Below are 22,829 nucleotides of genomic sequence, written 5' to 3' on the forward strand. Positions count from 1 at the left end.
GTAAATAGCGCGCCTCCAGCCGGTTATACGCCGGACTGCGCCATTTTGCGGTGCTTCTCCGCGCGCTCGCGTTCGCTTTTGTTCAAAATTTTCTTACGCAAACGGATCGACTTCGGCGTGACCTCGCAGTATTCGTCGTCGTTCAAATATTCGAGCGCCTGCTCGAGCGAGAACAGAACCGGCGTTTTCAACCGCACCGTTTCCTCCTTCGTCGCCGAGCGGACGTTGGTCAGCTGCTTCTCTTTACATATATTGACGATGATATCGGTGTCGCGGTTGTGCTCGCCGACGATCATGCCTTCATAAACCTCCGTCCCGGGCTCGAGGAACAAAATGCCCCGGTCTTCCACCGACAGCATGCCGTAGAACGTCGAGGTGCCGTTCTCGCTGGAGACGAGCACGCCCTGATGACGCCCGCCTACGGAAGCGCCGGCCAGCGGTCCGTAGCTGTCGAACGCATGGTTCATAATGCCGTAACCGCGCGTAAGCGTCAGGAACTGCGTCCGGTAGCCGATCAGCCCCCGCGACGGAATGACGAATTCAAGCCGGACCTGACCGGTGCCGTTATTGACCATGTTCACCATTTCCGCTTTGCGCGTGCCGAGGCTCTCCATGACGGAGCCCGTACTTTCCTCCGGCACATCGATAATCAGGCGCTCGTACGGCTCCATTTTCGCGCCGTCGATCACTTTAATAATAACCTCCGGCTTGGACACTTGAAGCTCATAGCCTTCGCGGCGCATGTTTTCGATCAAAATGCCGAGATGCAGCTCGCCGCGCCCGGAGACGATGAACGCGTCCGGGCTGTCCGTTTCGTCGACGCGCAGCGCCACGTCCGTTTCCAGCTCCTTGAAAAGACGCTCGCGCAGCCTGCGCGACGTCACCCACTTGCCTTCGCGCCCGGCGAATGGGCTGTTGTTGACGAGGAACGTCATCTGCAGCGTCGGCTCATCGATCTTCAGCACCGGCAGCGCTTCAGGATGCGCGGGATCGGCGATCGTCTCGCCGATGTTGATTTCTTTAATGCCGGCGATGGCCACAATATCGCCCGCGCCCGCTTCTTCGATCTCGATCCGCTTCAGCCCCTGGAAGCCGAACAGCTTCTCGATCCGGGCCGATTTCGTCGCGCCTTCGCGCGTCATGACGGCGACCGGCTGGCCTTGGCGGATTTTGCCCCTGTTGACGCGGCCGATGGCGATGCGGCCCAAATATTCGTTGTAGTCGAGCAGCGTGACGAGAAACTGCAGCGGCTGCTCCATGCTTTCGGTCGGAGCCGGAATATGGCTGACGATCGTCTCGTAAAGCGCCTGCATGTCTCCGTCCTGCCGCTCCGGATCGAGACTCGACGTTCCCATCAGCGCCGACGCGTAAACGACGGGGAAATCGAGCTGCTCGTCGTTCGCTCCGAGCTCGATAAACAGATCGAGCACCTCGTCCACCACCTCGGCGGGACGGGCGTTCGGGCGGTCGATTTTGTTCAGCACGACAATCGGCGTCAGCTGGTGCTCGAGCGCCTTGCGCAGCACGAATTTCGTCTGCGGCATGCAGCCCTCGAAGGCGTCGACGACGAGCAGCACGCCGTCGACCATTTTCATGATGCGCTCCACCTCGCCGCCGAAATCGGCGTGACCCGGCGTATCCACGATATTGATCAAATAATCCTTATACGTGATGGCGGTATTTTTCGCTAGAATCGTAATGCCGCGTTCCCTCTCCAAATCGTTGGAGTCCATCGCCCGCTCCTGAACCGCTTCGTTTTCCCGGAACGTTCCGGACTGCTGCAGCAGTTTGTCGACGAGCGTCGTTTTGCCATGGTCGACGTGCGCGATGATGGCGATATTCCGTAGGTTTTCTCTGGCCTGCATGTTTCTCTGATCCACTCCACTTGTTTAGTCTTATCGAATCGGCAAATCAAAACGTTCGAAACCCGTTTACCAGCGGGCTCTGCGGCCCGCCACCAGAAACGCCCCGGCGATGATGAGCGCGGCGGCAACGATATAAAGCGTGAGGCCCCAAAACACCATAATGAAGAAAAAGGCGGCGGCGATAATCGCAAGCGCAATGGCGATCGTCAGCGGGAATTTCGGATGCGACATTTCGAACAGGTGAAACTCGTAAAGCCCGGCTGCGACCCCGAAAAGGAAGAAAGGCCACAAATACTGCATATTGCTCCAACCGAAAGCGATGCAAATGAAAAAGACGAGCGAGCTTATCGTCAAGACCGCTCCCGGAACGAGAACGACCGAGGGCAGGAGCCGGCCAAAAAACAGCACGTGCAGTAAAATGCCGGGAATCAGCACGAAAAGCGGCCAGAAGTTCGTCCCGATAAAGGCGAACAGGCCGAGCTTTCCAAGCAAAATAATAGCGCCGGCAAACAAAAAAAGAAGACCGACGACATATTGATTTTTCGACATTGCGATTCCCTTCTCTCGACACTTTTTTACCGGAGGCTGATCCCGATTCCGGTCAAGCGGCCCGGCCGCCTTCCGGCGGGCGCCTGAAACCATCCCTGCTTTTGGAAAAGAGGGCTGTGCGGAAAGCAAGCGATACAGCCGCTTCGTCCGAATCGACACCGATAGCGGAATTTTTATCATTACTAGTGTATAGGAACGGGGAACAAAAAACCAGTGTAAGCCGTCATTCCGCCAAAAAAAATCGCCCTCTTCAGCGGCGCGCGCGAAGCAGAGCGACAATAATGACCAGCGGAACGCAAAATAACGGAATGGCCTGCTGCAGGGTGTGCATGCCGGATACGCCAAGCTGCACGATGCCCGGATCGTGCGCGAGCATTTCGCCGGCTGCATATCCGAGCAGGCCGCCGCCCAGATAGGCGAAGGAGGGAAATCGATGAAGCAGCGAGCCGAGCAGCTGGCTGCCCCAAATGATCATCGGAATGCTGAGCGCAATGCCGAGCAGCATCAGAATCGGCTCGCCTTCGGCAACCGCGGCGATTGCCAGCACGTTGTCGAGGCTCATGATGAAGTCCGCCGCGACGATCGTCCGGACCGCGCCGGCGAGTGTGCTGACGCGGCCGACCTGGTGCGATTCTCCACCGCGGTGGCTGGCTGCATCGGTGACGAGCTTGACCGCGATCAGAAACAGGAGCACGGCGCCGACCGCCTGCAGGAACGGGATTTTCAGCAGCGTGATTGCCGCGACCGTAAGCAGGCAGCGCAGTCCGACGGCCACGCCGGCCCCCCACCAGACCGCTTTTTTCCGCTGCTTTGGGGGAAGCTGCTGACTCGCGAGCGCGATCACGACTGCGTTGTCTCCGCTGAGCAGGACGTTAATGAACACAATTTCGATAAAAACGAGCAAGCTTTCCAATCTCGGCCCTCCTCAGGCGTTTTCGCAGAAAACGCGGCTTCGTAAGCATATGCTCAGGCGTTTTCGCAGAAAACGCGGCTTCGTAAGCATACGCTCAGGCGTTTTCGCAGAAAACGCGGCTTCGTAAGCATACGCTCAGGCGTTTTCAGGGAAAACGCGGCTTCGTAAGCATATGCTCAGACGTTTTCGCAAAAAATAATTACGGTCCGCGCGGCTTTGGGAAGCCATTTCCCGCTCAAGCTTCGGGTCGTTCATTTGCCCTTATGAAACGTGTATGTCCGAATTGGACGAGTTATGTGCCTTATTTTTGAATCCAATTTCAGCGGGGAACGTATTAACCTTTGACTTTCAGAAGCCGGGAAGGGATGGACAAAGGGATGGAATTGTTTACGCTCGATTTTTTTACCGCTCTGCTGACCATCGTATTCATCGATTTGATCTTGGCCGGCGATAATGCGATCGTCATCGGCCTGGCCGCCCGGAAGCTGCCGAAGGACCAGCAGAAGAAGGCGGTTATCTGGGGTACGTTCGGCGCGGTCGGCATTCGGGCCGTCGCGACGGTGCTCGTGGTGTATTTGCTGGAGATTCCGTGGCTCATGCTCGGAGGCGGTATCCTGCTGCTGTGGATCGCGTACAAGCTGCTTGTCGACGATGGCGGACACGGGGATATTAAAGCCGGAAACACGCTGCTGCAATCGATACGGACGATTATTATCGCCGATGCGGCAATGGGCCTCGACAACGTCATCGCGGTCGCCGGGGCGGCGCACGGCGATGCGCTGCTCGTCATACTCGGACTTTTAATCAGCATTCCGATCGTCGTCTGGGGGAGCACGCTGTTCATCCGGCTCATTCAGCGCTTCCCGTGGATCGTCTACATCGGCTCCGGCGTTCTCGCTTACACGGCGGCGAAGATGATTACGCACGAACCGAAAATCGAAGCGTTCTTCCTCCAAAGCAGCTTGTTCAAATGGTCGTTCATGGTGCTGGTCGTCATCGTCATCGTGCTTGCCGGGCTTTGGACGAACACCGCGCGGAGCCGCAAGGCCGCAACCGAAAAAAGCAGGGAATCCCACTGAAGCGGGATCTCCTGCTTTTTTTCCTGCCAAATTAAAACCAGTCTTCACGGCCTGCCGAAAGCAGCCCGGCCGGCGTTTGCTCGGAAACGTGAATCGTTTCCGTCCCCGCCACCGCCTCCTCGATCATGTCGGAAAGCCGCGGCACGAACGATTCGACCTTTTCGACCACCTTCAGGTTCGGGTTCGTGCTCGGCGATTTCGGCACAAACAGCGTGCAGCAGTCCTCATAGGGCAAAATCGACGTCTTATACGTCCCGATCCGCTCCGCCATGCGAATGATATCGTTTTTGTCCGTCATGATCAAAGGCCGCAGCAGCGGCAGTCCCACCGTCCGTCCGATGACGTTCATGCTGGATAGCGTCTGGCTCGCCACTTGGCCGAGGCTGTCCCCGCTCACAATGCCGAGGGCGCCCGACCGTTCGGCCAGCCGCTCGGCGATGCGCAGCATCGACCGCCGCATGAGCGTAATGATCAGATGATCCTGATTGGACTGCGTAAACGCCGTCTGAATCTCCGTGAAGGACACCAGATGCAGCTTGATCGCTTTTCCGCTGTAATACGCCAGCCTGCGGGCAAGCTCAATGACCTTCTCCTTTGCCTGCTCGCTCGTGAACGGATAGCTGTGAAAATGGACCGCCTCAATCTCCAGCCCTTTGCGCATCGCCAAATAACCCGCCACCGGACTGTCGATGCCGCCGGACAGCATCAGCATCGCTTTGCCGTTCGTGCCGAACGGGAACCCTCCGGCGCCCGGCACGACCTCGCTGAAAATATAAGTGCCTTCCGGCTGAATTTCGACGCGAAGCTCGACCTCGGGCGTCCGCACATCCACCTTGAGCGCGGGGAACGCGCGCAGCACGCTTGAACCGACCAAGTGGTTCATTTCCTGCGAATTGTGCGGAAAAGCTTTCAGCACCCGCCTGGCCGACACTTTGAAAGTTTCCGGCTCTTTGGGAAGGGCGCGCATAACGTCCACCGCGGCAGCCTGAATCGCCTCCAGCTCGCTCTCGGTTCTGCGGACAGGGCTGAACGACACGATGCCGAATACGTCCTTCAGTTTGGCCGCGATTTCCTCATAAGCTTCGCCGTTCAGCGATATGTAAAGCCGGCCGTACGTCCGCTCGATTGACGCGTTCGGAAACGGGCGCAGCATTCGTTTAACCTGCTCGACCATCCGTTTCTCGAATTGTCCGCGGTTGCGGCCCTTAACCGTCAGTTCGCCGAAACGGACCAAAATCATATCGGTTTTCATTCGTTCATTTTCCTTTCCAATGGCTTCAGCTTCTTCACGACTTGCCCGAGCATGCCGCACAGCCATTCCAGCTCGGCATCGCCGTGCTCATCGCCGAAGCTGATGCGAATCCCGCTTGCTGCCCGTTCCCGGTCCGCTCCCATCGCTTCCAGCACCGCGCTCGGCTTGTCGTCCTTCGAAGAGCAGGCGGACTTCGTCGAAGCGAGTATCCGGTGCTTCTCCAGCATATGGACGAACACCTCCGGCTTCATGCCGGGATATGAAAAATGGACGATATGCGGCGCCGCAGCCGGTTCCTTCTCCTCCGACCCTCCCGTTCCTGCCGGGTCGTCGGCGCTGCCGCCGCCGTTCAGGACAAGCTCGGGTATCGCCGCGACGCAGGCCAGCAGCTTCCCGCGCAGCCGGTACATTCGCCCCGCGCGCTGCTTCTGGCTTTCGACCGCGAGCCGGAACGCTTTGGCCGCCGCGACGATCGCAGGGACATTTTCCGTTCCGGGGCGAACGCCGCCCTCCTGGCCTCCTCCGCCCATCAGCGGGGCAAGCCGAACGCCTTCCCGTTTGTAAAGCAGGCCGATGCCCCGCGGACCGCCGACTTTATGCGCGGAAGCGGCCAGCAGGTCGACGCCCCATTCCCGCAGCCGGACCGGGAGCTTGCCGATGCTTTGCACGCCGTCGACGTGAAACAGGGTTCGCGGGCGGCGGTGCAGCAGGCTGCCGATGGCGGCAAGCGGCTGCACGGAGCCCACCTCGTTGTTCACGTGCATGACGCTGACCAGCGTCGTTTCGTCCGTCAACGCGGCTTCAACCGCCTCCGGAGACACGACTCCGCAGCCGTCGACGGGAAGATAGGTGACGCGGAAGCCTTCGCGCTCCAGCATCCGGAACGGTTCCAGCACGGAAGGATGTTCGACCGCCGACGTAATCAGATGGTTTCCGCGGCTTCGGTACTGCCTGGCGGCTCCGACAACTGCCAAATTGTTGCTTTCCGTTCCGCCCGACGTAAAAAACCATTCGCCGGCTTCCGTGCCGAATGCGCCTGCGATAACGGCGCGCGCGCGCTCCAGCAGCTTGGCCGCCTCCGCTCCCCCGCGGTGGAGAGAGGAGGGGTTCGCGTAATGCTCGGCCATCACCTCCGCCATCGTGCGGATCACCTCGGGAAGCGGCGGCGTCGAGGCGCAATGGTCGAAATAATACATGGTCATCAGAGGGGCTCCTTTCGTCCCGTGCCAGCGACGGACAAAATAAAAAGATCAACGTAAGAAGCGTGTACCGATGCTTCGGCGCTTCCCCGCGATCTCCGGACGTTCACGATAAGCCTGGCAAATCTACATGGACGAGCCGAACCTCGCCCGGGCGTCCATAACGCTCGCCACATACCGCCGCGTTTCCTCCGGCAGCGCCGAAAACTTGGCGTTCAGATCGTCGCCGGTGCGGATACCGGCTCTGTCGACGCGTCCCGGTCCGGCGTTATAAGCGGCCAGCGCCGTTGGAATGCTGCCGCTGTATTTGCCGATCAAATACGACAAATAGCGCGTTCCAGCATCGATGTTTTGCCGCGGATCGAACGAATCGGTGACGCCGAGACTTCGCGCCGTTCCGTCCATCAGCTGCATCAGCCCTTTCGCTCCCGCGGCCGAAACCGCTTCCGGATGAAAGGAAGATTCGTTATCGATCACGGCCTTGATCAGAGAGGGCTCGACCCGATATTTGGCGGCTGCTTCCTGGATGATGTCTTCGAAATCGGCCGTGTCCGCGCCGGTTTCTTCCGCATAGCCGGACGGCATGGCCATGCCGCGGGCGGCCAGCGGAGCCAGCAGGCCGAGCTCCGGCATTTGCGCAACTGTCAAACCGCCAACCGAACCGCTGCTTTCCAAGCCGTCAAGCGAACCGGTACCGCCGGCAATCAGCTGCTGAAGCAGATATCCGAACGGATCGCCGCTTTCCGCCGTATCGAACGTCTCCGCGTCCGCGGTTGTTCCGGTCAAATTGTAGCTCGGCATGAACTGCAGCCGCAGCAGCGAAGATAAAATGCGCGGGTCAATGCTCATCGGGCCAAAGCGCCTCCATCCGTGCAATCAAGTGCCAAACGATACCTACTATTTTACACGGTATTGAGCTTGTCCGCCACTATGTAATCGCAGCGCCCGCCACTTGCGGCCGGCGGCTCTTTCGCGAACCGCCGGCCGGGGAGCATGGCAGCCTGGATCGTCAGGTTACGGCGTAATAAAACGGGATCAGGACCAAATAAGCCGCCGCCGCAATGAGACCGAGCGTCATCGACCAAATGCCGAGCCCCCGGCTGCCCTGGCGGAAGGCGATAAAGCCGACCACCGCCGCCGTAATGCCGAGCAGTACGGGCCATACAATCCAGGAGAGAATCGCGAGGACTAACGCAGCCCAGCCCGTCGCGCGCGCCGCGTCGGTCGTTTTCTCCGCCGCGTCCTCTTGAAGCACGCGCACCCGGCCTCCCGATCGGGGGGCGGGAACGGCCAGCTCTTCCGCCATTTCCTCATTGTGCCTGCGGGTTTCGTTCCCGGCGGAATGCTTGGAATGGTGCTTGTACTCCGGATATTCGGGATAGTCCGAATTATGCTCCATGCCGTCTCACTCCTTCGGTTTGAATGTGTGACAGCATGTCGCTGAAGATTCCGGCGCCGTATCCCGGTGCTGTTCGCCCAGTACTTCGTGCGCGAACTCCGTGTCCAGCGGCTTGCTTGCATGATTGTCGATATCGATCATGATTTCGTCGGCATTGCACCGGTTGCCTTGTGCCCAATACGTGCAGTTCGCAACGCTGCAGCTTACGCCTTTCGGCATAAAAATCACCCCCGGTATCAAGTTTCCCGTACCGGGGGTGCGTTATCCCTGCCTTATTTTTGACCCTGCATGCGGCGCTGCGTCATATAGTCGCTCTCGTAATACGACAGATCGTCGCGCAGCTCTTCGAAAATTTTGGATACCGACAGCACGATATCCCGTACTTCGCGGACCGGCTTCATGCGGAAGCGGATCGCGTCCTGCCCCGTATAGGCGTACCGCCCGTCCTCCGAGTAGCATTCGTTTTTTGGATAGAAAAACGCGTTCACGCACTGGTGGTATACCTCGTACAATGCGCGCTCGGCGAAGTCTTGATCGAAATTCGGCCGTCTGAGCACCACGCCCAGCTTTTCGTAAGCGACCTCCGAAAATACGAGCAGATGGCGCAAATCCGACAGCAGGCCTTTATAAAAAAGCCTCGCCTCGTTTCCCTGATCCTCGCCGACAAGCTGCGGTAATGCATGCCCGTTTAAAAATATTTCCAAATCGCCGATGGCCGATTTCAGTTTGTCTCTCGTTGATTCGCTGAGCGGTTTCACATTGGTCGATGGCATAATATGGTAGTTCCCCTTTCATCATTCAACACAATATCTACAAGCCATCAACATCGTACCACAAAATACATATCGATGGTACTGCCTGTTGCCTCAGTTAACCGTATATTTTGCGATGCGGCACCGAATTCTAAGGCGTAGAAGCCGTGGTTCGGCTTGATTCCTAGTCCAAACCGAGGAGGCAGCACCAATGCGACGACGCAAGTGGATCGGCTGGTTTGCGGCGTGTGCGGCAGCCGTTTTTCTCATCCCGCTCATGCCCTGGTTCGGAACCGGCGAACGAACCGCCCCGCCGGCAAGACCGGCTCCGGCGCCGAAGGCGGCGGTTGCCGGCAGCGAGCGGCATCTGAAGCTTCAGGCCGTCCAGCACGACATGAACGCGACGGAAACGCTGTGCAAAACGGAGTGCTCGAAAAATTTTTATAAGCTGATGTCAAGCAAAACCGCGCCTGACCGGGATGAGAAGGCGCTGCGCCGAATGATGGCGATGCACAAGCAAATGAAGGCGGTTTGGTGGCGGCAGAACGGCCGGACATTGACGGGCGGCAAGCTCCCCTCCGGCGACAACCGGGAGCTGAAACGGCAGCTTGCTTTAGCCCGCGGACAGCTCGCGCAAGGCCGTACTTACGCTTCCCCCGCCATTGAAGCGAACGGGCACCGGTACATGGTGATCGCCGTCCCGGACCGCAAGCGCAAGGGCGACGGCATCGTTGCCGTTCTGCTGCAGGACATCGTCATGAACGTGGAGCGCCATCAGCGCCGCAATCTGCGTGTCGTGCCGTATCCCGCCGAAGGCAGATACAAGATCGAATCGGTAAAATCGAACACGCTTCGGGACACGACCGTGGACAGCGGCGAGGACAACGGCAGCGCCAGCCATTACCGGGTCGACGAGGTGGTCGTCAAATTCAAGGGCCATCCGTCGGAGCGCGAGCTGGAGCGGATGAAGCGCGAAGTTTCCGCCAATTCCGTCCGCAAGCTCGGGTACACGTACGTCTTCCAGTCGGATAAAATGGAAGCCGAGCCGATGATCCGGTATTTTCAGTCCCGTTGGAATCCGTCCTACGTCGAGCCGCATTATTTGTATTTAACCAACGATGTGAAGCCGATCGTGCCGAACGACGCGCTATATTCGGAATACCAGTGGAATTTGCCCACGATTGAAACCGAACGGGGCTGGAGCATCGGCAAAGGCAGCGATAAGGTCATCGTGGCCACGCTCGATACCGGCGTACAGACCGATCACCCCGATCTGCAGGGCAAGCTGGCGGAAGGCACGAATTTGGTCAGTCCCGGCAATCCGCCGGAGGACGATGTCGGGCACGGCACGCACGTCGCCGGCATCATCGCGGCGGTCGTCAACAACAACGAAGGGGTCGCCGGACTGTCCTGGTACAACAAGGTGCTTCCCGTGAAAGTGCTGGACGACAGCGGCGCGGGCTCGACCTATACGGTGGCGGAGGGCATCATTTGGGCGACGGACCACGGCGCCAAAGTGATCAACATGAGCCTCGGCAACTATGCGCAGGCGCAATTTCTGCACGACGCCATCAAATATGCGTACGACCGCGACGTCGTCCTGGTAGCGGCGAGCGGCAACGATAATACGGAACGGCCGGGCTACCCGGCGGCCTATCCGGAGGTGTTTGCGGTGGCGTCGACCGATGCCAACGGCAATAAATCGTCGTTCTCGAATTACGGCGATTATATTGACGTTGCGGCTCCCGGCGACAGCATCGCCAGCACGTATCCCGGCAGCCAGTATGCCGCTTTGTCCGGCACATCGATGGCCAGTCCGCACGTCGCGGCGCTGGCCGGACTGATCCGGTCGATCAATCCGTCGCTCAGCAATGAGCAGGTGTACGACATTATGCGCCGCTCCTCGCTCGATCTCGGCGACGAAGGCAAAGACAAATATTTCGGCTACGGCCAAATCGACATTGTGCGGGCGCTGGAAATGGCCAGCCCGTCAAACGAGTCGATCGAGCAGTATCCGCAGCAGGTCGAAAGCCGGCTGCAGCGGATTATGCGCAAATATGAGGCGATGGTCGGCAAAGGCTGACCGCGGCGGCAAGCGGCCCGGCACGTTCATTGGAACGTCCGGGCTTTTGTCGATCAGCCGAGAAACCGCTCCAAGCCGATCGCGCTGATAAGCATCCGCTCTTTCCGGTTTGCCAGCAGCTGCTGCGGCCAGTCGACAAAACCGCCGTCGCCGATATTGATCTCGCTGCCGCCCAGCCGGATGCGAATTGTAAACTGCAGGCCCCGATAGTAGCGATTTTCCATATTCGGTTCTTTAATCGATACCGGCACCGTCAGAGCCTCTCCCTCCTGAACAATTCGCCGCACCAATCCGTCCGGATCCGTATACCCGGCCCGACCGCTTATAACGATTTCCATATCGGCTGCGAAAACGGATTCAAAAATGTCCCGGTACACCCGGACATGCTCCCAAAACGATAACGTTTCAAAGCGGTACGACCCGGTATCTTTGCCCGAAGTAACCATGCAGAACAGGTGAAAATGGGGAAGCAGCCCCGGTTTGCCGCCGAAAAACTGCGCCCTGACGTGCCGGTGGGTGGCGCACAACCGGATCAAATCTTCCTCACGGTCCCGTTTACCCGATCGGATCAGATCGCAGCTATGCAATGCGAGCATGTTGGTTGCGTCCGACAGCACTTCCGTTCCCCGCAGTGCGGAAATCACCTTGTGCTGATCGACGGGCGCCACAGCCGAGCAGGCGCCAAGCGGAGCGACCGGGGACAGCTCGACGGGCTCGAAGCGATAGCGCGCCGCAAGGCTCAGCAGCTCCAGCTCCAGCCTTTTCAGGCGGAGCGGGTCGACGGCAGCGGGCTGAACGAAACGATTGGACCGGTACCGGCTGAGCAAATCGCCGGGCGAAGACATCCCCGCCTTCTGCCGGAACAGCTCCAGCAGCAGCGTGTTCAAGTCGGAGCCGGAAAGCCGGTCCCGCAGCAGCTCGACGATCCGCCGGACGCCCAGCTTTCGAACGATCCTCTCCAGGTTGCCCCGACCATGATCATTTGTTTCCATCCCGGGTCCCCCCCTCGATTTTTTCCCTTGAAAAATAAAAACCGCCCCGTTTGCCGGGACGATTGGCTGAAATGCAATATCGTGCGGAAAGTTTGCCGTAAGCCGGGTTCTGTACTTCCTGTGGTGCGAACGGGAACGACCCTCCCACTTGCGAAGCGACAATCATCTATCTAGGCCGGCCATTACTGGACGGCTCAAGCGACCAACCCGAACGATCCCCGGGCATCGGGCGCGGAAGGCGTCTGCCTCCGCTACGTTCTCTCGGTCTTGCTCCAGATGGGGTTTACCAGCCCCGTTGTCGCCAACGGCGCTCGTGGTCTCTTACACCACGGTTCCACCCTTGCCTGTGCCGGCGTGAGCCGGCCATCGGCGGTCCGTTTCTGTGGCACTATCCTTCGGCTCGCGCCGACTGGACATTATCCAGCATCTTTGCCCTGTGGAGCCCGGACTTTCCTCTCGCGGCCCTGAGGCCGCCAGCGATTGTCTGTCAAACTTTCCGTGTGCATAAGCTAGTATACTAGGAACGAAACGAAAGCTCAAGTGCGAAACGTTTCCTTGTGAATCGCTGCTTCCGCTGCCCGGCATTGCCTGTCCTCCGAACGGCCGGCGGGACGGCAAGTCCGCCGCCATCCTAAACCGAAATGAGAAAACGTTCAAGTCTCATCCCGCGGCAAATCGGGGCATGAGGTACGCGAGCCGGCATTGCCGATCAGACGAAACGGAACACTTCGGTATCGAGGCTCGACGGCACCGCCTTCGTGGCGTATTTTCGCTGTGCAAGCTCCCGGCTCAGCCACTCCGCCACACGCGGCTTCATGATTTTCTCCACATTGTGACCGGGGTCGATAATCGCCAGCCCGGCAGCAAGCGCATCATGCGCCGTATGGTAGTCGATGTCGCCGGTGACAAGCACGTCGGCTCCGGCATAAAGCGCATGGCGCACATATTTGGCGCCCGAGCCGCCCAGCACGGCGGCTTTGCGAATGTCGCGCTCCGGATCGCCGACAAGCCGGACGAACGGCACGTCGAACGCCCGCTTCACCCGCTCCGCCAGCTCGCCCAGCTTCGCCGGCTGCGTCAGCCGGCCGGTCCGGCCGAGACCGAAGGCGCGCCCCTTCAGGTCCATCGGGATCAGATCGTACGCAACCTCCTCGTACGGATGAGCCTTCAGCATCGCCTGAACGACTTTGCGGTGCGCGCTCTGCGGCACGACCGTCTCGATGCGCACCTCCTCCACCCGCTCCAGCTTTCCGGCTTCCCCGATAAACGGATTCGCGCCTTCGCCGGGGCGGAACGTCCCGATTCCTTCGGTATTGAAGCTGCAGCAGCTGTAGCCGCCGATACCGCCCGCCCCCGCTTTCCAGATCGCTTCGAGCACCTGCTCGTGATGCGATTTGGGGACGAACACCGCCAGCTTGTACAGCTGGTCGGTATGCACGTCCTCCAGACTCGCCCGTCCTTCGGGGGCAATGCCGAGCAGGTCGGCCATCCAGTCGTTGATGCCGCCGTCCGCGACATCCAGATTCGTATGCGAAATGTAGACGGCGATATCGTGCTTGATCAATTTTTCGTATAATTTGCCGGCATAGGTGGACGTATCGATTTTGGCCAGCGGCCGGAAGATGATCGCGTGGTGGGCGACGATAAGATCGGCTCCGAGCGCGATCGCTTCGTCCGCCACCTCGTCCGTCACGTCAAGCGCGACCAGAACGGTGCGGATTTCCTTCTGCAGCGAGCCCAGCTGAAGCCCGATTTTGTCGTTCTCGACCGCAATATGCTTCGGCGCCAGCTGCTCCATCATCTGGACGACCGTTTGACCATGGGCAAACATGCGAGCACCTCCCCGATTTGGTTGATTTCGGCGCGGAAGGACGCCAGCCTGCTGCGGGCTTCTTCCGTATCCGACTGCGCCAGCCCGCTGCAGATCCGCTCCAGCTTCAGCAGCTCCTGCCGCCACTTGTCTGTCAGCGTCTCGTGCTGCTCCGCGCTTCGCAGCAGGCAGGGACCCATGCGGTACAGCCAGCCTGCGGCGGCGGCATGCGGCATTTGCACGTCCAGAAACGCCGGATCGTACAGATGGCCGTTTCGTTCGGCGGCATCCGGCAGCGGAGCCGCATGCAGCACCTCGTAAAACCGTCCGTCCTCCTCCAGAATCGTTTCGTCCAGCAGCGCAAACCCGCGAAGCACGAGCCATTTTCGAACGAGATCCTCGCCGACGTTAGGCTGGAGCACCAGCTCCTTCGCCCCCTTCAGCCTGCCGGCAAGAAAACCGGTTTCCAATATCGTCGCCATCAGACTGCCGCCCATGCCGGCAATGACGACAGTATCGGCCTCGCCGGGCGACAGCACGGCAAGCCCGTCTCCTTGGCGGACGGAAATGCGGGCGGCAAGCCCCGCCTCCGCCGTTTGCCGGCGTGCCGCCTGAAAAGGGCCGTCGTTCAGCTCGCCGGCGACGGCCGACGGACATTTGCCGCTTTGCACAAGATAGACCGGAAGCAGCGCATGGTCGGAGCCGATATCGGCCAGCCGGTACCCCTGCGTCACCCGGTCCGCGATCGTTTGCAGCCGTTTCGATAACTGTATCATGTTAAGCAACCCACGCAATCCATTTTTTTCGCATGAAGAAAAGCAGCAGCCCCGCCGTCCGGCCCCAAGCCGCCAGCTCATACAGCTGCAGCAGGAACAGCCCAGCGCCCAGCCTAAGCAGCATACCGGTGCCGGTCATCGCAAGTCCCGCCGCCTCGTGCTTCTGCCTATACCTCTGACCGGAAATCACGAATACCGCCGCGGCGGACGCAGCGATCCCAATTTGCAATGACGGATAAAAAAAGGTAAAATAATAACCAACAAAACAGAACAAGGCAATATTTCCAATAATAAGAAGCCAGCGTTTCCATGGCGCTGCGCCGGCTTCGTTCCCCTTTTCCGGGGGATCCGCCTCCGAAGGCGGAATCCCCCACTTGAAAAAAGACCTCGCTGCTCGGCAGAAAGGTCTTTGGCGGTTATTCCAGGAAATCCTTGAGCCGTTTGCTGCGGCTCGGGTGGCGCAGCTTCCGGAGCGCCTTCGCTTCGATTTGCCGGATCCGTTCGCGCGTTACGCCGAACACCTTGCCGACTTCCTCGAGCGTCCGCGTACGGCCGTCGTCGAGGCCGAAACGGAGGCGAAGCACATTCTCTTCACGTTCGGTCAGCGTATCGAGCACATCCTCCAGCTGCTCCTTCAGCAGCTCGTAGGCGGCCGCGTCCGCCGGGGCGAGCGCTTCCTGATCCTCGATGAAATCCCCCAGATGCGAATCGTCTTCCTCGCCGATCGGCGTTTCGAGCGAAACCGGCTCCTGCGCGATTTTCATAATTTCCCGCACTTTCTCGGTGCTGAGATCCATCTCGGCCGCAATTTCCTCGGGGCTCGGCTCGCGCCCCAGCTCCTGCAGCAGCTGGCGGGAAACCCGCACCAGTTTGTTGATCGTCTCCACCATATGCACCGGGATCCGGATCGTGCGCGCCTGGTCCGCAATCGCGCGGGTGATAGCTTGACGAATCCACCACGTCGCGTACGTGCTGAACTTGTAGCCCTTCGTATGATCGAATTTCTCGACCGCTTTAATCAAGCCCATATTACCTTCTTGAATCAGATCGAGAAACAGCATGCCGCGGCCGACGTAACGCTTTGCGATGCTGACGACAAGCCGCAGATTCGCTTCCGCCAGACGGCGCTTCGCCTCTTCGTCGCCGTGCTCGATCCGCTTGGCCAGCTCCACTTCGTCGTCTGCGGACAAAAGCGGCACGCGGCCGATTTCCTTCAGGTACATCCGAACGGGGTCGTTGATTTTGATGCCGGGCGGGAGCGCCAGGTCGTCATCGAAATTGAAGTCGTCTTGGTCGCGGTCCTGATCGTCTCCTCTGATCGGGAGATCGTCGTCGTTCTCGTTCACCACTTCAATACCGATATCGTCGAGCTGCTCGAAAAACTCGTCGATTTGCTCCGGATCCTGATCGAACGGAGAAAGCTTCTCCATAATCTCTTTATAGGTCAGGGAAGAGCGCTTCTTCCCGTGCTCGATCAGCTGCTCCTTGACAAGCTCGAGCTTCTGCTCGCTGTCCAGTTCCGTATGTTGTTCATTCGCCATTTTCCGACTCCCTCCTCCCTAGAACCTATCACTGCTCCGACCTTTAAGCCGTCTCTCTAGGGCGATAATCTCACTTGCTATTTTTGCCGCCGCCAGCATGTCGCCGGAGCGTTCCGCGCGCACCATGCCTTCTTTTTTTCGATCGATTTCACGAAACTGCGGCACTTTAAGAATTTCCCAGATAAAATCGTCAAGCATCTGCCCGTCGAGAGGAAACTCATCGTCCATCATGGAGATCGAAGCGGCGGTCCGTTCCAGACGATCGTCCTGAAGCGATGCGATAAACCGGCTGATATCCGGATCGTTGCCCTGCGCATAATAAGCGTATAAATAAGCAGCAATCGCTGCGTGATCCTCCACGTTAAAAGCTTCGCCCAGCTTCTCGTGCACCGCCGCGGCCGTCTCGGCGTCCTGCATCATGCGGGCCAGCAGCTTCCGTTCGGCGACCTGGTAAGCCGGCAGAACGGCTGGCGCGGAGGACGGCGTACGACGGTTTTCATTCCTACCATTATTCCACGAATTATCGTTATTATCCCTTTGCGCTTTCTTTTTTTGCAACTGCTGCCGGTGCTCGAAACAGTCCTGCTTCAGCGCCTCGAGGGAGAAGGCGAACTCCCGGGACAGCTCCTTCAAATAAAGCTCGCGTTCGATCGGCGAGTCCAGCTCGGCGATGATGCCGACCGCTTCGAGGAGGTAGTTCTTTTGTCCTTCTTCTTCTAGGAGTATATGGTGTTTCCGGGTATATAGTAGTTTAAATTTCGTGACCGATACCGGATGCTCGATCGTTTCCCGCATAAAGGCGAGCGGACCGTTCCGTTCGATGAATTCATCCGGGTCCATCCCTTTTGGAAGCATGGCGACCTGCACCTTCAGCCCGGCCTTCTCGAGCAGCGGAATCGCCTTCAGCGCCGCGGCTTGTCCGGCATCGTCGCCGTCGTAGCAGAGGACCGCTTCCTCCGCGTTGCGCTTCAGCAGCTCGCAGTGCTCCTCGGTCAGCGACGTTCCCATCGAAGCGACGCCGCTGTCCACGCCTGCGCTCCACGCTTTGATGACGTCCATATAACCTTCGAACAACACGACTCTGCGGCTTTTCCGCATTGCCGCGCGCGCATGGTGAAAATTGTAGAGGGTCCGGCTTTTGCCGAAGAGCATCGTCTCCGGCGAGTTCAAATATTTCGGCTGCCCGTCCCCGAGAAGCCTCCCGGCAAACGCGATCGTTTTGCCGTCCCGGCTCAGGATCGGAAACATGATGCGGTCGCGGAACCGGTCGAGATGACCGCTTCCGTCCTGTCTTGCGATCAGCAGCCCACCCTTCTCCATCAGCGCCGGATCGAAGCCCCGTTCCTTCAAAAAACGGGCCAGTGTGTCCCACTCCGCAGGAGCATAGCCGATCATGAAATGGTCGATCTGCTTGTCCGTCACGCCGCGCGACCGCAAATAGTTCATGGCCGGCTGGCCGTGCGTCGTATTTTTCAACAAGTAATGATACAGCTTTGCCGACAGCTCATGTGCATCGATCAGCTTGTCGCGCACCGCGTTCTCCGGCCCGCTTGACCGGCCGGCAGGTCCCGTCCACTCGATCGCGATGCCGGCCTCCTCGGCCATATGGCGGACCGCTTCCGGGAACGAGTAGCCTTCAATTTCTTCGACGAACTTGATGGCGTTGCCGCCCTTGCCGCACCCGTAGCAGTAGAAGATCTGTTTCTCCGGCGTCACTGTAAAGGACGGCGTCTTCTCGGAGTGAAAGGGGCAGAGCCCCTTCATGTATTTCCCGGCCTTCGTGAGGTGAACGTACTTTCCGACCGTCTCCACGATATCGTGATGCCGAAGCACCGTGTCTATGACGGAATCCGGTATATATCCGTAAGCCATACACCTCCACCTCATCCTCAAACACGTAATAGGTATTCGCTACCGTCCTTCATTCTCCTGCCGGCTGAGCAAAACTTTTGTCAGCTTTTGCTGAAAACGCGCGCGGTCTTCATCGGTCATTGCCCTCGGGCCTTTCGAACGGCCGCCGCCGCGCCGCAGTTTGGCCAGCTCATGCCGCCGCGCCATCAGAAAATCGATGTTCCCGTCGTCGTACTGCTGCCCTCTCGGCGACAGCGCGACGGCTCCTTTCGCCAGCACGATCGTCGCCAGCCCGAAATCCTGCGTGACGACGATATCGCCTTTTGCGACATGATTCGAAATATACAAGTCGACCGATTGGTCGCTTCGGTCGACTTGGACGATTCGTACGCCTTCTTCCGGCTCAAGCCGATGGTCGTAGGAGGCGACCATCAGGACGGGAACGGACAGCTTGCGAGCGGCTTCGACAATTTCGCGCTTTACCGGACACGCATCTGCGTCCACGACAACTAACGGTTTTCCGTTCATTATCTCCGTTCACCCGATTCACTGCCTGAAGTAACCGTACTATTATATACGGCAATTCAGGAAAAAATCCTGCCGTTACCGATTGTCAAGTGGCCCTGATATTCTCCATGATCAGGCTCGCCGTCTCTTCGACCGCCCGGTGCGAGACGTCGATGACGACGCAGCCGAGCCGTTCCATCACTTCCCTCGCATAGGCGAGCTCGCGTTCGATGCGCGCCGTCGTTGCATAAGCCGCGCTGTCGGGCAGGCCGAGCGCCTTCAGCCGCTCTTTCCGGATGACGTTCAAATAATGCACCCCGATCGTCAGCCCGATGACCCGCTCCTTCGGAATGTCGAACAGCTCCGCCGGAGGCTCCAGCTCCGGCATGAGCGGCACGTTCGCCACCTTGAATTTTTTGTGGGCGAGATACATCGAGAGCGGCGTCTTAGACGTCCGGGATACGCCGACCAGCACGATGTCGGCTTTCCGGATGCCTGCCGTATCCCGCATATCGTCATATTTGACGGCGAACTCCACCGCTTCGACCTTGCGGAAATAATCCGCGTCCAGCACGTGATTAAGACCCGGCTCGTGCCGGGAGCTGCGCCCCGTCTTCGACTCCAGGCTGCCGATGAGCGGTCCGAGCAGATCGATCGCCATGACGTCCAGCTCCTGCGTGAGCCGGTTCAGCGCCTCCCGCAGCTCCGGAATGACCAGCGTATACAAAATAATGCCGCCGCATGCCTTCGCCTGAAGGGTGAACCGCTCAAGCGTCGCCGTATCGTGGATGAACGGCGCACGGCGGATATCGGCCAGCAGCGGATGAAACTGGGCGGCCGCCGCACGGACGACCAGCTCTCCGGTATCGCCGGCGGAATCCGATAAGACATAGATAATGACTTCAGACTGCGTCTCTTCCGTCATTCGCATCGACCTCCAGTTTAATTGGGGGCGCAGCCCGCATGCCTTGGCGGCAGGCTGCCGCACTTACTGCCAAACGAGCTTGGACAAATCCGCTACGCGGGCGACCCCGTCGGCGATTGCAGCAAGCGTCGCCAGCCGGTTATCCCGCACCTGCTTGTCGTCGGCCATCACCATGACGCTGTCGAAGTACGCATTGATGACGTCCTTCAGCGAGGCAAGCTTCGCAATCGCTCCTGCCGCATCGCCCGCTTCCAGCGCCGCGGATGCGGCGGGTCCCGTCTCCAGCCACGCCTGATACAGCGCGCCCTCCGCCGGGTCGGCGAACAAAGCCGGATCGACGGTGCCGGATTCGGCCTTCGCCGCCAGGTTGCAGACGCGGTTCAAGGCGTCGACGGCCGATTTGAATTCGGCCTGGCGCTCGCCGGCGGCCGCCGCCGTCAGCGCCGACGCGCGGTCTACCGTCTGCCGCAAATCGTCGTAGCCGGAAGCCATCACGGCATCGATCACGTCATAACGAATACCCTGCTCGGTAAGCACGTTTTTGACGCGGAGTCCAAAGAATTCGTACAAATCATTACGTATGTCGGCCCGGTCCCGTTTCATCGGTTTGCCGGCATGCACGTCCAGCGACAGGTCGAACAGCATGCCGAGCGGCAGCTTCAGTTCATGCGCCAAAATGATCTGCACGATGCCTGCCGCCTGCCGGCGCAGCGCATAAGGGTCCTGCGAGCCGGTCGGCACGATGCCGATCTGGAAGCAGCCGACGATTGTGTCGATTTTGTCGGCGATGCTGACGACGGCGCCGGCCAGCGATGACGGAGCGCGGTCGCCGGCGAAACGCGGCTGGTAATGCTCGTTGATCGCTCGCGCGACCGCCTCCCGCTCGCCCGCTTTGCGCGCGTAATCCTCGCCCATGATGCCCTGCAGCTCCGGGAATTCATAGACCATCTGCGTGACGAGGTCGAACTTGCAGACAGCCGCCGTTCGCGCGGCATCGTCCGTCGTCTGGGCGTCAAGCTCCAGAGCCGCTGACAGCTTACTTGCGGTCACCTGAATGCGGCGCACTTTGTCGGCCACCGTACCGAGCTCCTCATGGTAGACGATCGTCTCCAGCTTGGCCAGCGCATCGGGGATCGCCAGCTTCTGATCCTCGGCGTAGAAAAATTTCGCGTCGGACAGCCGGGCGCGCAGCACCTTCTCATTGCCCTTCGCCACCTGCTCGATGGAGGTCCGGTCGCCGTTGCGCACCGTCACGAAATACGGCAGCAACCTGCCGTTGGCATCGAGCACCGGGAAATAGCGCTGATGCTCTCTCATCGAGGTGATCAGCACCTCCTGCGGGATGTGCAGGAACGACGGATCGAACGATCCGAACAGCACGCTCGGATACTCGACGAGGAACAGCACTTCCTCGAGCAGATCCTCCTTGACGGCGATTTCCCAGCCTTTCTCGGCGGCCAGCGCTTCGATCTGCTGCGTAATCAGCCGCTCGCGTTCGGCGACGTCGGCGACGACCCGCTGCCCGCGCAGCCGCTCCGCATATTGAGACGGCTCCGCGATTTCCGTCTCGCCGCCGAGAAAACGGTGCCCGCGCGTCGTGCGGCCGCTTGCGACGCCTGCGATTTCCAGCGGCACGATTTCGCCGCCATACAGCGTCACGAGCCAGCGGATCGGGCGGACAAAGCGCATTTCCGTGCTGCCCCAGCGCATGTTTTTCGGAAACGACATCGAACCGATCAGGGACGCAAGCCCTTCCGGCAGCACCTCGGCGGTTGCGGCGCCGACACTGCTTTTATTCGCATAGACGTATTCGACGCCGCCGAGCTCTTTAAAAAAGAACGATGCGGGATCGACGCCTTGGCTGCGCGCGAAGCCGAGCGCCGCCTTCGACCAGTTCCCCTGCTCGTCGAGCGCGATTTTGCGGGACGGCCCTTTTACCTCTTCGTTTACGTCGTCCTGCTTCTCTTCGACGCCCCTCACCAGAACGGCGATTCTGCGCGGCGTGGCAAACGCTTCGGCTTCCCCATGACCGATCCGGGAGGCGTCAAGCCATTTGACCGTTTTTTCCTTCAGCTGGTTCATCGCGCCGCGCACGAAGCGGGCGGGCACTTCCTCGAGTCCGATTTCAAGCAGCAGGTCCTTAGCCATTGACGCTCACCCCTTTCTTCAGCAGCGGGAAGCCGAGACGTTCGCGCTCCTCCAGGTAGGTCGCCGCACAGGCGCGCGCCAGATTGCGCACCCGCATGATGTAGCCGGTCCGCTCCGTCACGCTGATGGCGCCCCGCGCGTCGAGCAGGTTGAACGTATGCGAGCATTTCAGCACATAATCGTAAGCGGGAAAAACGAGCTTCTGCTCCATCGCCTTGCGAGCCTCTCCTTCGTACATATTAAACAGCGTGAACAGCATCGAAGCGTCGGACACCTCGAACGTATACTTCGAATGCTCGTATTCCGGCTGCAGGAACACGTCGCCATAGGTAACGCCGTCCACCCATTCCAGGTCAAAGACATTCTCCTTCTCCTGGATATAAGAGGCGAGACGCTCCATGCCGTATGTGATTTCCACCGCGACCGGATTCGCGTCGATGCCGCCGACCTGCTGAAAATACGTGAACTGCGTAATTTCCATGCCGTCCAGCCATACTTCCCACCCGAGCCCCCAGGCGCCGAGCGTCGGCGATTCCCAGTTGTCCTCGACGAACCGGATGTCGTGATGAAGCGGGTCGACCCCGAGACGCTTCAGGCTTTCGAGGTACAGCTCCTGGATGTTGCCGGGCGACGGCTTCAAAATGACCTGAAACTGGTGATGCTGGTACAACCGGTTCGGATTTTCCCCGTAGCGGCCGTCCGCCGGGCGGCGTGAAGGCTCCACGTAAGCGACGTTCCACGGCTCGGGTCCGATCGAGCGCAGAAACGTCATCGGGTTCATCGTGCCCGCGCCTTTCTCGACGTCGTATGGCTGCACGAGGATACAGTTTTGTTCCGCCCAAAACTGCTGCAGCGTCAAAATCATACTTTGAAAATTCATCGGTTAGCGACTCTCCTTTTCCTATTCAAATGGACGCATCTGTTCATCAGGCAGGCGGCGGGCGATGCTTTCGATTCCCCGGAAAGAACGGCAACTTAAGCCGTTTTAAGACGACGAAGCAATCCGCTTCCTTTAGATCCGCCGGGAATACAAGCCTAAAGCCGGTCTCCCGGCAGATAAAAAAGCCCCCGTCCCTACGTCTGATGGCAGACGTAGGGACGAGAGCTGATCTCCCGCGGTTCCACCCTACTTGGTCCCCGATATCCGTGCGGCGCATAAGCGCGCATCCGGCGGAAACCCACCTTGCT

General features: G+C 59.4%; 21 protein-coding genes and 1 other RNA gene. 2 read left to right on the plus strand and 20 right to left on the minus strand.

What is annotated here, in order from left to right; all coding sequences use genetic code 11:
- Window positions 1-23: 23 nt before the first annotated feature.
- The 3 genes from typA to PD282_RS17255 all read right to left on the minus strand — a co-directional run bounded on the left by typA (window position 24) and on the right by PD282_RS17255 (window position 3,327).
- Window positions 24-1,865 (minus strand): translational GTPase TypA, encoded by a 1,842-nt coding sequence (gene typA, locus PD282_RS17245; protein ID WP_274651881.1) that lies wholly within the window; start codon window positions 1,863-1,865, stop codon window positions 24-26.
- Between the two features lie 66 nt (window positions 1,866-1,931).
- On the minus strand, window positions 1,932-2,414 hold the full coding sequence (locus PD282_RS17250) for a hypothetical protein (protein ID WP_274651882.1): 483 nt from the start codon (window positions 2,412-2,414) through the stop codon (window positions 1,932-1,934).
- 250 nt (window positions 2,415-2,664) lie between these two features.
- Window positions 2,665-3,327, minus strand: a complete 663-nt coding sequence (locus tag PD282_RS17255; RefSeq protein ID WP_274651883.1) for a TerC family protein — start codon at window positions 3,325-3,327, stop codon at window positions 2,665-2,667.
- Between the two features lie 377 nt (window positions 3,328-3,704).
- Between PD282_RS17255 and PD282_RS17260 the strand changes: the two genes are divergently transcribed.
- Entirely contained in the window at window positions 3,705-4,406 is a 702-nt protein-coding gene (locus PD282_RS17260) for a TerC family protein (protein ID WP_274655293.1), read from the plus strand.
- 31 nt (window positions 4,407-4,437) lie between these two features.
- On the opposite strand, the gene thiI is transcribed toward PD282_RS17260, so the two are convergent.
- The 6 genes from thiI to PD282_RS17290 form a co-directional block, all read right to left on the minus strand.
- The gene (thiI, locus tag PD282_RS17265) at window positions 4,438-5,658 is read right to left on the minus strand and encodes a tRNA uracil 4-sulfurtransferase ThiI (RefSeq protein ID WP_274651884.1); all 1,221 of its coding nucleotides are present in this window, start codon (window positions 5,656-5,658) and stop codon (window positions 4,438-4,440) included.
- Window positions 5,655-6,854, minus strand: coding sequence for a cysteine desulfurase family protein (locus tag PD282_RS17270; RefSeq protein WP_274655295.1), 1,200 nt, complete (start codon window positions 6,852-6,854; stop codon window positions 5,655-5,657). Before PD282_RS17270 ends, thiI begins: the two co-directional genes overlap by 4 nt.
- 129 nt (window positions 6,855-6,983) lie before the next feature.
- A complete protein-coding gene (locus PD282_RS17275; RefSeq protein WP_274651885.1) occupies window positions 6,984-7,706 on the minus strand; it encodes a lytic transglycosylase domain-containing protein in 723 nt (240 codons plus the stop codon).
- A gap of 160 nt (window positions 7,707-7,866) precedes the next feature.
- Complete coding sequence (locus tag PD282_RS17280) at window positions 7,867-8,256, minus strand: hypothetical protein (protein ID WP_274651886.1); 390 nt, start codon at window positions 8,254-8,256, stop codon at window positions 7,867-7,869.
- Window positions 8,257-8,262: 6 nt separating this feature from the next.
- Window positions 8,263-8,475, minus strand: coding sequence for a DUF1540 domain-containing protein (locus PD282_RS17285; RefSeq protein ID WP_274651887.1), 213 nt, complete (start codon window positions 8,473-8,475; stop codon window positions 8,263-8,265).
- 53 nt (window positions 8,476-8,528) lie between these two features.
- Window positions 8,529-9,029: a YpuI family protein gene (locus PD282_RS17290; RefSeq protein ID WP_274651888.1), complete on the minus strand. Its 501-nt coding sequence runs from the start codon at window positions 9,027-9,029 to the stop codon at window positions 8,529-8,531.
- A gap of 190 nt (window positions 9,030-9,219) precedes the next feature.
- Here PD282_RS17290 and PD282_RS17295 point away from each other — a divergent pair, with 190 nt between their 5' ends.
- Window positions 9,220-11,091 (plus strand): S8 family peptidase, encoded by a 1,872-nt coding sequence (locus tag PD282_RS17295; RefSeq protein ID WP_274651889.1) that lies wholly within the window; start codon window positions 9,220-9,222, stop codon window positions 11,089-11,091.
- Between the two features lie 53 nt (window positions 11,092-11,144).
- Here the strand turns inward: PD282_RS17295 and PD282_RS17300 are convergent, their stop codons facing one another.
- From PD282_RS17300 to glyQ, 11 genes are all read right to left on the minus strand, one after another.
- Window positions 11,145-12,083 carry a hypothetical protein gene (locus tag PD282_RS17300; RefSeq protein ID WP_274651890.1) on the minus strand — a complete coding sequence of 313 codons (939 nt, stop codon included), beginning with the start codon at window positions 12,081-12,083 and terminating at the stop codon, window positions 11,145-11,147.
- Window positions 12,084-12,166: 83 nt separating this feature from the next.
- Window positions 12,167-12,579, minus strand: an RNA gene (gene rnpB / locus PD282_RS17305) — RNase P RNA component class A.
- A gap of 213 nt (window positions 12,580-12,792) precedes the next feature.
- Window positions 12,793-13,914, minus strand: a complete 1,122-nt coding sequence (locus PD282_RS17310) for a Nif3-like dinuclear metal center hexameric protein (protein ID WP_274651891.1) — start codon at window positions 13,912-13,914, stop codon at window positions 12,793-12,795.
- Window positions 13,881-14,669, minus strand: coding sequence for a tRNA (adenine(22)-N(1))-methyltransferase (locus PD282_RS17315; RefSeq protein ID WP_274651892.1), 789 nt, complete (start codon window positions 14,667-14,669; stop codon window positions 13,881-13,883). The genes PD282_RS17310 and PD282_RS17315 overlap by 34 nt, the downstream gene beginning before the upstream one ends.
- 1 nt (window position 14,670) lies before the next feature.
- A complete protein-coding gene (locus PD282_RS17320) occupies window positions 14,671-14,859 on the minus strand; it encodes a hypothetical protein (RefSeq protein ID WP_274651893.1) in 189 nt (62 codons plus the stop codon).
- 226 nt (window positions 14,860-15,085) lie between these two features.
- A complete protein-coding gene (gene rpoD, locus PD282_RS17325) occupies window positions 15,086-16,210 on the minus strand; it encodes an RNA polymerase sigma factor RpoD (RefSeq protein WP_274651894.1) in 1,125 nt (374 codons plus the stop codon).
- A gap of 18 nt (window positions 16,211-16,228) precedes the next feature.
- Window positions 16,229-18,082 carry a DNA primase gene (gene dnaG / locus PD282_RS17330; protein ID WP_274651895.1) on the minus strand — a complete coding sequence of 618 codons (1,854 nt, stop codon included), beginning with the start codon at window positions 18,080-18,082 and terminating at the stop codon, window positions 16,229-16,231.
- A 39-nt stretch (window positions 18,083-18,121) separates the two neighbouring features.
- On the minus strand, window positions 18,122-18,589 hold the full coding sequence (locus PD282_RS17335) for a YaiI/YqxD family protein (RefSeq protein WP_274651896.1): 468 nt from the start codon (window positions 18,587-18,589) through the stop codon (window positions 18,122-18,124).
- Between the two features lie 85 nt (window positions 18,590-18,674).
- The gene (locus PD282_RS17340; protein WP_274651897.1) at window positions 18,675-19,493 is read right to left on the minus strand and encodes a pyruvate, water dikinase regulatory protein; all 819 of its coding nucleotides are present in this window, start codon (window positions 19,491-19,493) and stop codon (window positions 18,675-18,677) included.
- A gap of 63 nt (window positions 19,494-19,556) precedes the next feature.
- Window positions 19,557-21,641 (minus strand): glycine--tRNA ligase subunit beta, encoded by a 2,085-nt coding sequence (gene glyS / locus PD282_RS17345; protein ID WP_274651898.1) that lies wholly within the window; start codon window positions 21,639-21,641, stop codon window positions 19,557-19,559.
- Window positions 21,634-22,521, minus strand: a complete 888-nt coding sequence (gene glyQ, locus PD282_RS17350; protein WP_274651899.1) for a glycine--tRNA ligase subunit alpha — start codon at window positions 22,519-22,521, stop codon at window positions 21,634-21,636. Before glyQ ends, glyS begins: the two co-directional genes overlap by 8 nt.
- Window positions 22,522-22,829 lie beyond the last annotated feature (308 nt).

The organism is Paenibacillus humicola (assembly GCF_028826105.1).
GTDB lineage: Bacteria > Bacillota > Bacilli > Paenibacillales > Paenibacillaceae > Paenibacillus_Z > Paenibacillus_Z humicola.

Coding starts and splice junctions, on each gene's coding strand:
- typA (WP_274651881.1), bottom strand. CDS start 1,865: ATGCAGGCCAGAGAAAACCTACGGAATATCGCCATCATCGCGCACGTC.
- PD282_RS17250 (WP_274651882.1), bottom strand. CDS start 2,414: ATGTCGAAAAATCAATATGTCGTCGGTCTTCTTTTTTTGTTTGCCGGC.
- PD282_RS17260 (WP_274655293.1), top strand. CDS start 3,705: ATGGAATTGTTTACGCTCGATTTTTTTACCGCTCTGCTGACCATCGTA.
- thiI (WP_274651884.1), bottom strand. CDS start 5,658: ATGAAAACCGATATGATTTTGGTCCGTTTCGGCGAACTGACGGTTAAG.
- PD282_RS17270 (WP_274655295.1), bottom strand. CDS start 6,854: ATGTATTATTTCGACCATTGCGCCTCGACGCCGCCGCTTCCCGAGGTG.
- PD282_RS17275 (WP_274651885.1), bottom strand. CDS start 7,706: ATGAGCATTGACCCGCGCATTTTATCTTCGCTGCTGCGGCTGCAGTTC.
- PD282_RS17280 (WP_274651886.1), bottom strand. CDS start 8,256: ATGGAGCATAATTCGGACTATCCCGAATATCCGGAGTACAAGCACCAT.
- PD282_RS17285 (WP_274651887.1), bottom strand. CDS start 8,475: ATGCCGAAAGGCGTAAGCTGCAGCGTTGCGAACTGCACGTATTGGGCA.
- PD282_RS17290 (WP_274651888.1), bottom strand. CDS start 9,029: ATGCCATCGACCAATGTGAAACCGCTCAGCGAATCAACGAGAGACAAA.
- PD282_RS17295 (WP_274651889.1), top strand. CDS start 9,220: ATGCGACGACGCAAGTGGATCGGCTGGTTTGCGGCGTGTGCGGCAGCC.
- PD282_RS17300 (WP_274651890.1), bottom strand. CDS start 12,083: ATGGAAACAAATGATCATGGTCGGGGCAACCTGGAGAGGATCGTTCGA.
- PD282_RS17310 (WP_274651891.1), bottom strand. CDS start 13,914: ATGTTTGCCCATGGTCAAACGGTCGTCCAGATGATGGAGCAGCTGGCG.
- PD282_RS17315 (WP_274651892.1), bottom strand. CDS start 14,669: ATGATACAGTTATCGAAACGGCTGCAAACGATCGCGGACCGGGTGACG.
- rpoD (WP_274651894.1), bottom strand. CDS start 16,210: ATGGCGAATGAACAACATACGGAACTGGACAGCGAGCAGAAGCTCGAG.
- dnaG (WP_274651895.1), bottom strand. CDS start 18,082: ATGGCTTACGGATATATACCGGATTCCGTCATAGACACGGTGCTTCGG.
- PD282_RS17335 (WP_274651896.1), bottom strand. CDS start 18,589: ATGAACGGAAAACCGTTAGTTGTCGTGGACGCAGATGCGTGTCCGGTA.
- PD282_RS17340 (WP_274651897.1), bottom strand. CDS start 19,493: ATGACGGAAGAGACGCAGTCTGAAGTCATTATCTATGTCTTATCGGAT.
- glyS (WP_274651898.1), bottom strand. CDS start 21,641: ATGGCTAAGGACCTGCTGCTTGAAATCGGACTCGAGGAAGTGCCCGCC.
- glyQ (WP_274651899.1), bottom strand. CDS start 22,521: ATGAATTTTCAAAGTATGATTTTGACGCTGCAGCAGTTTTGGGCGGAA.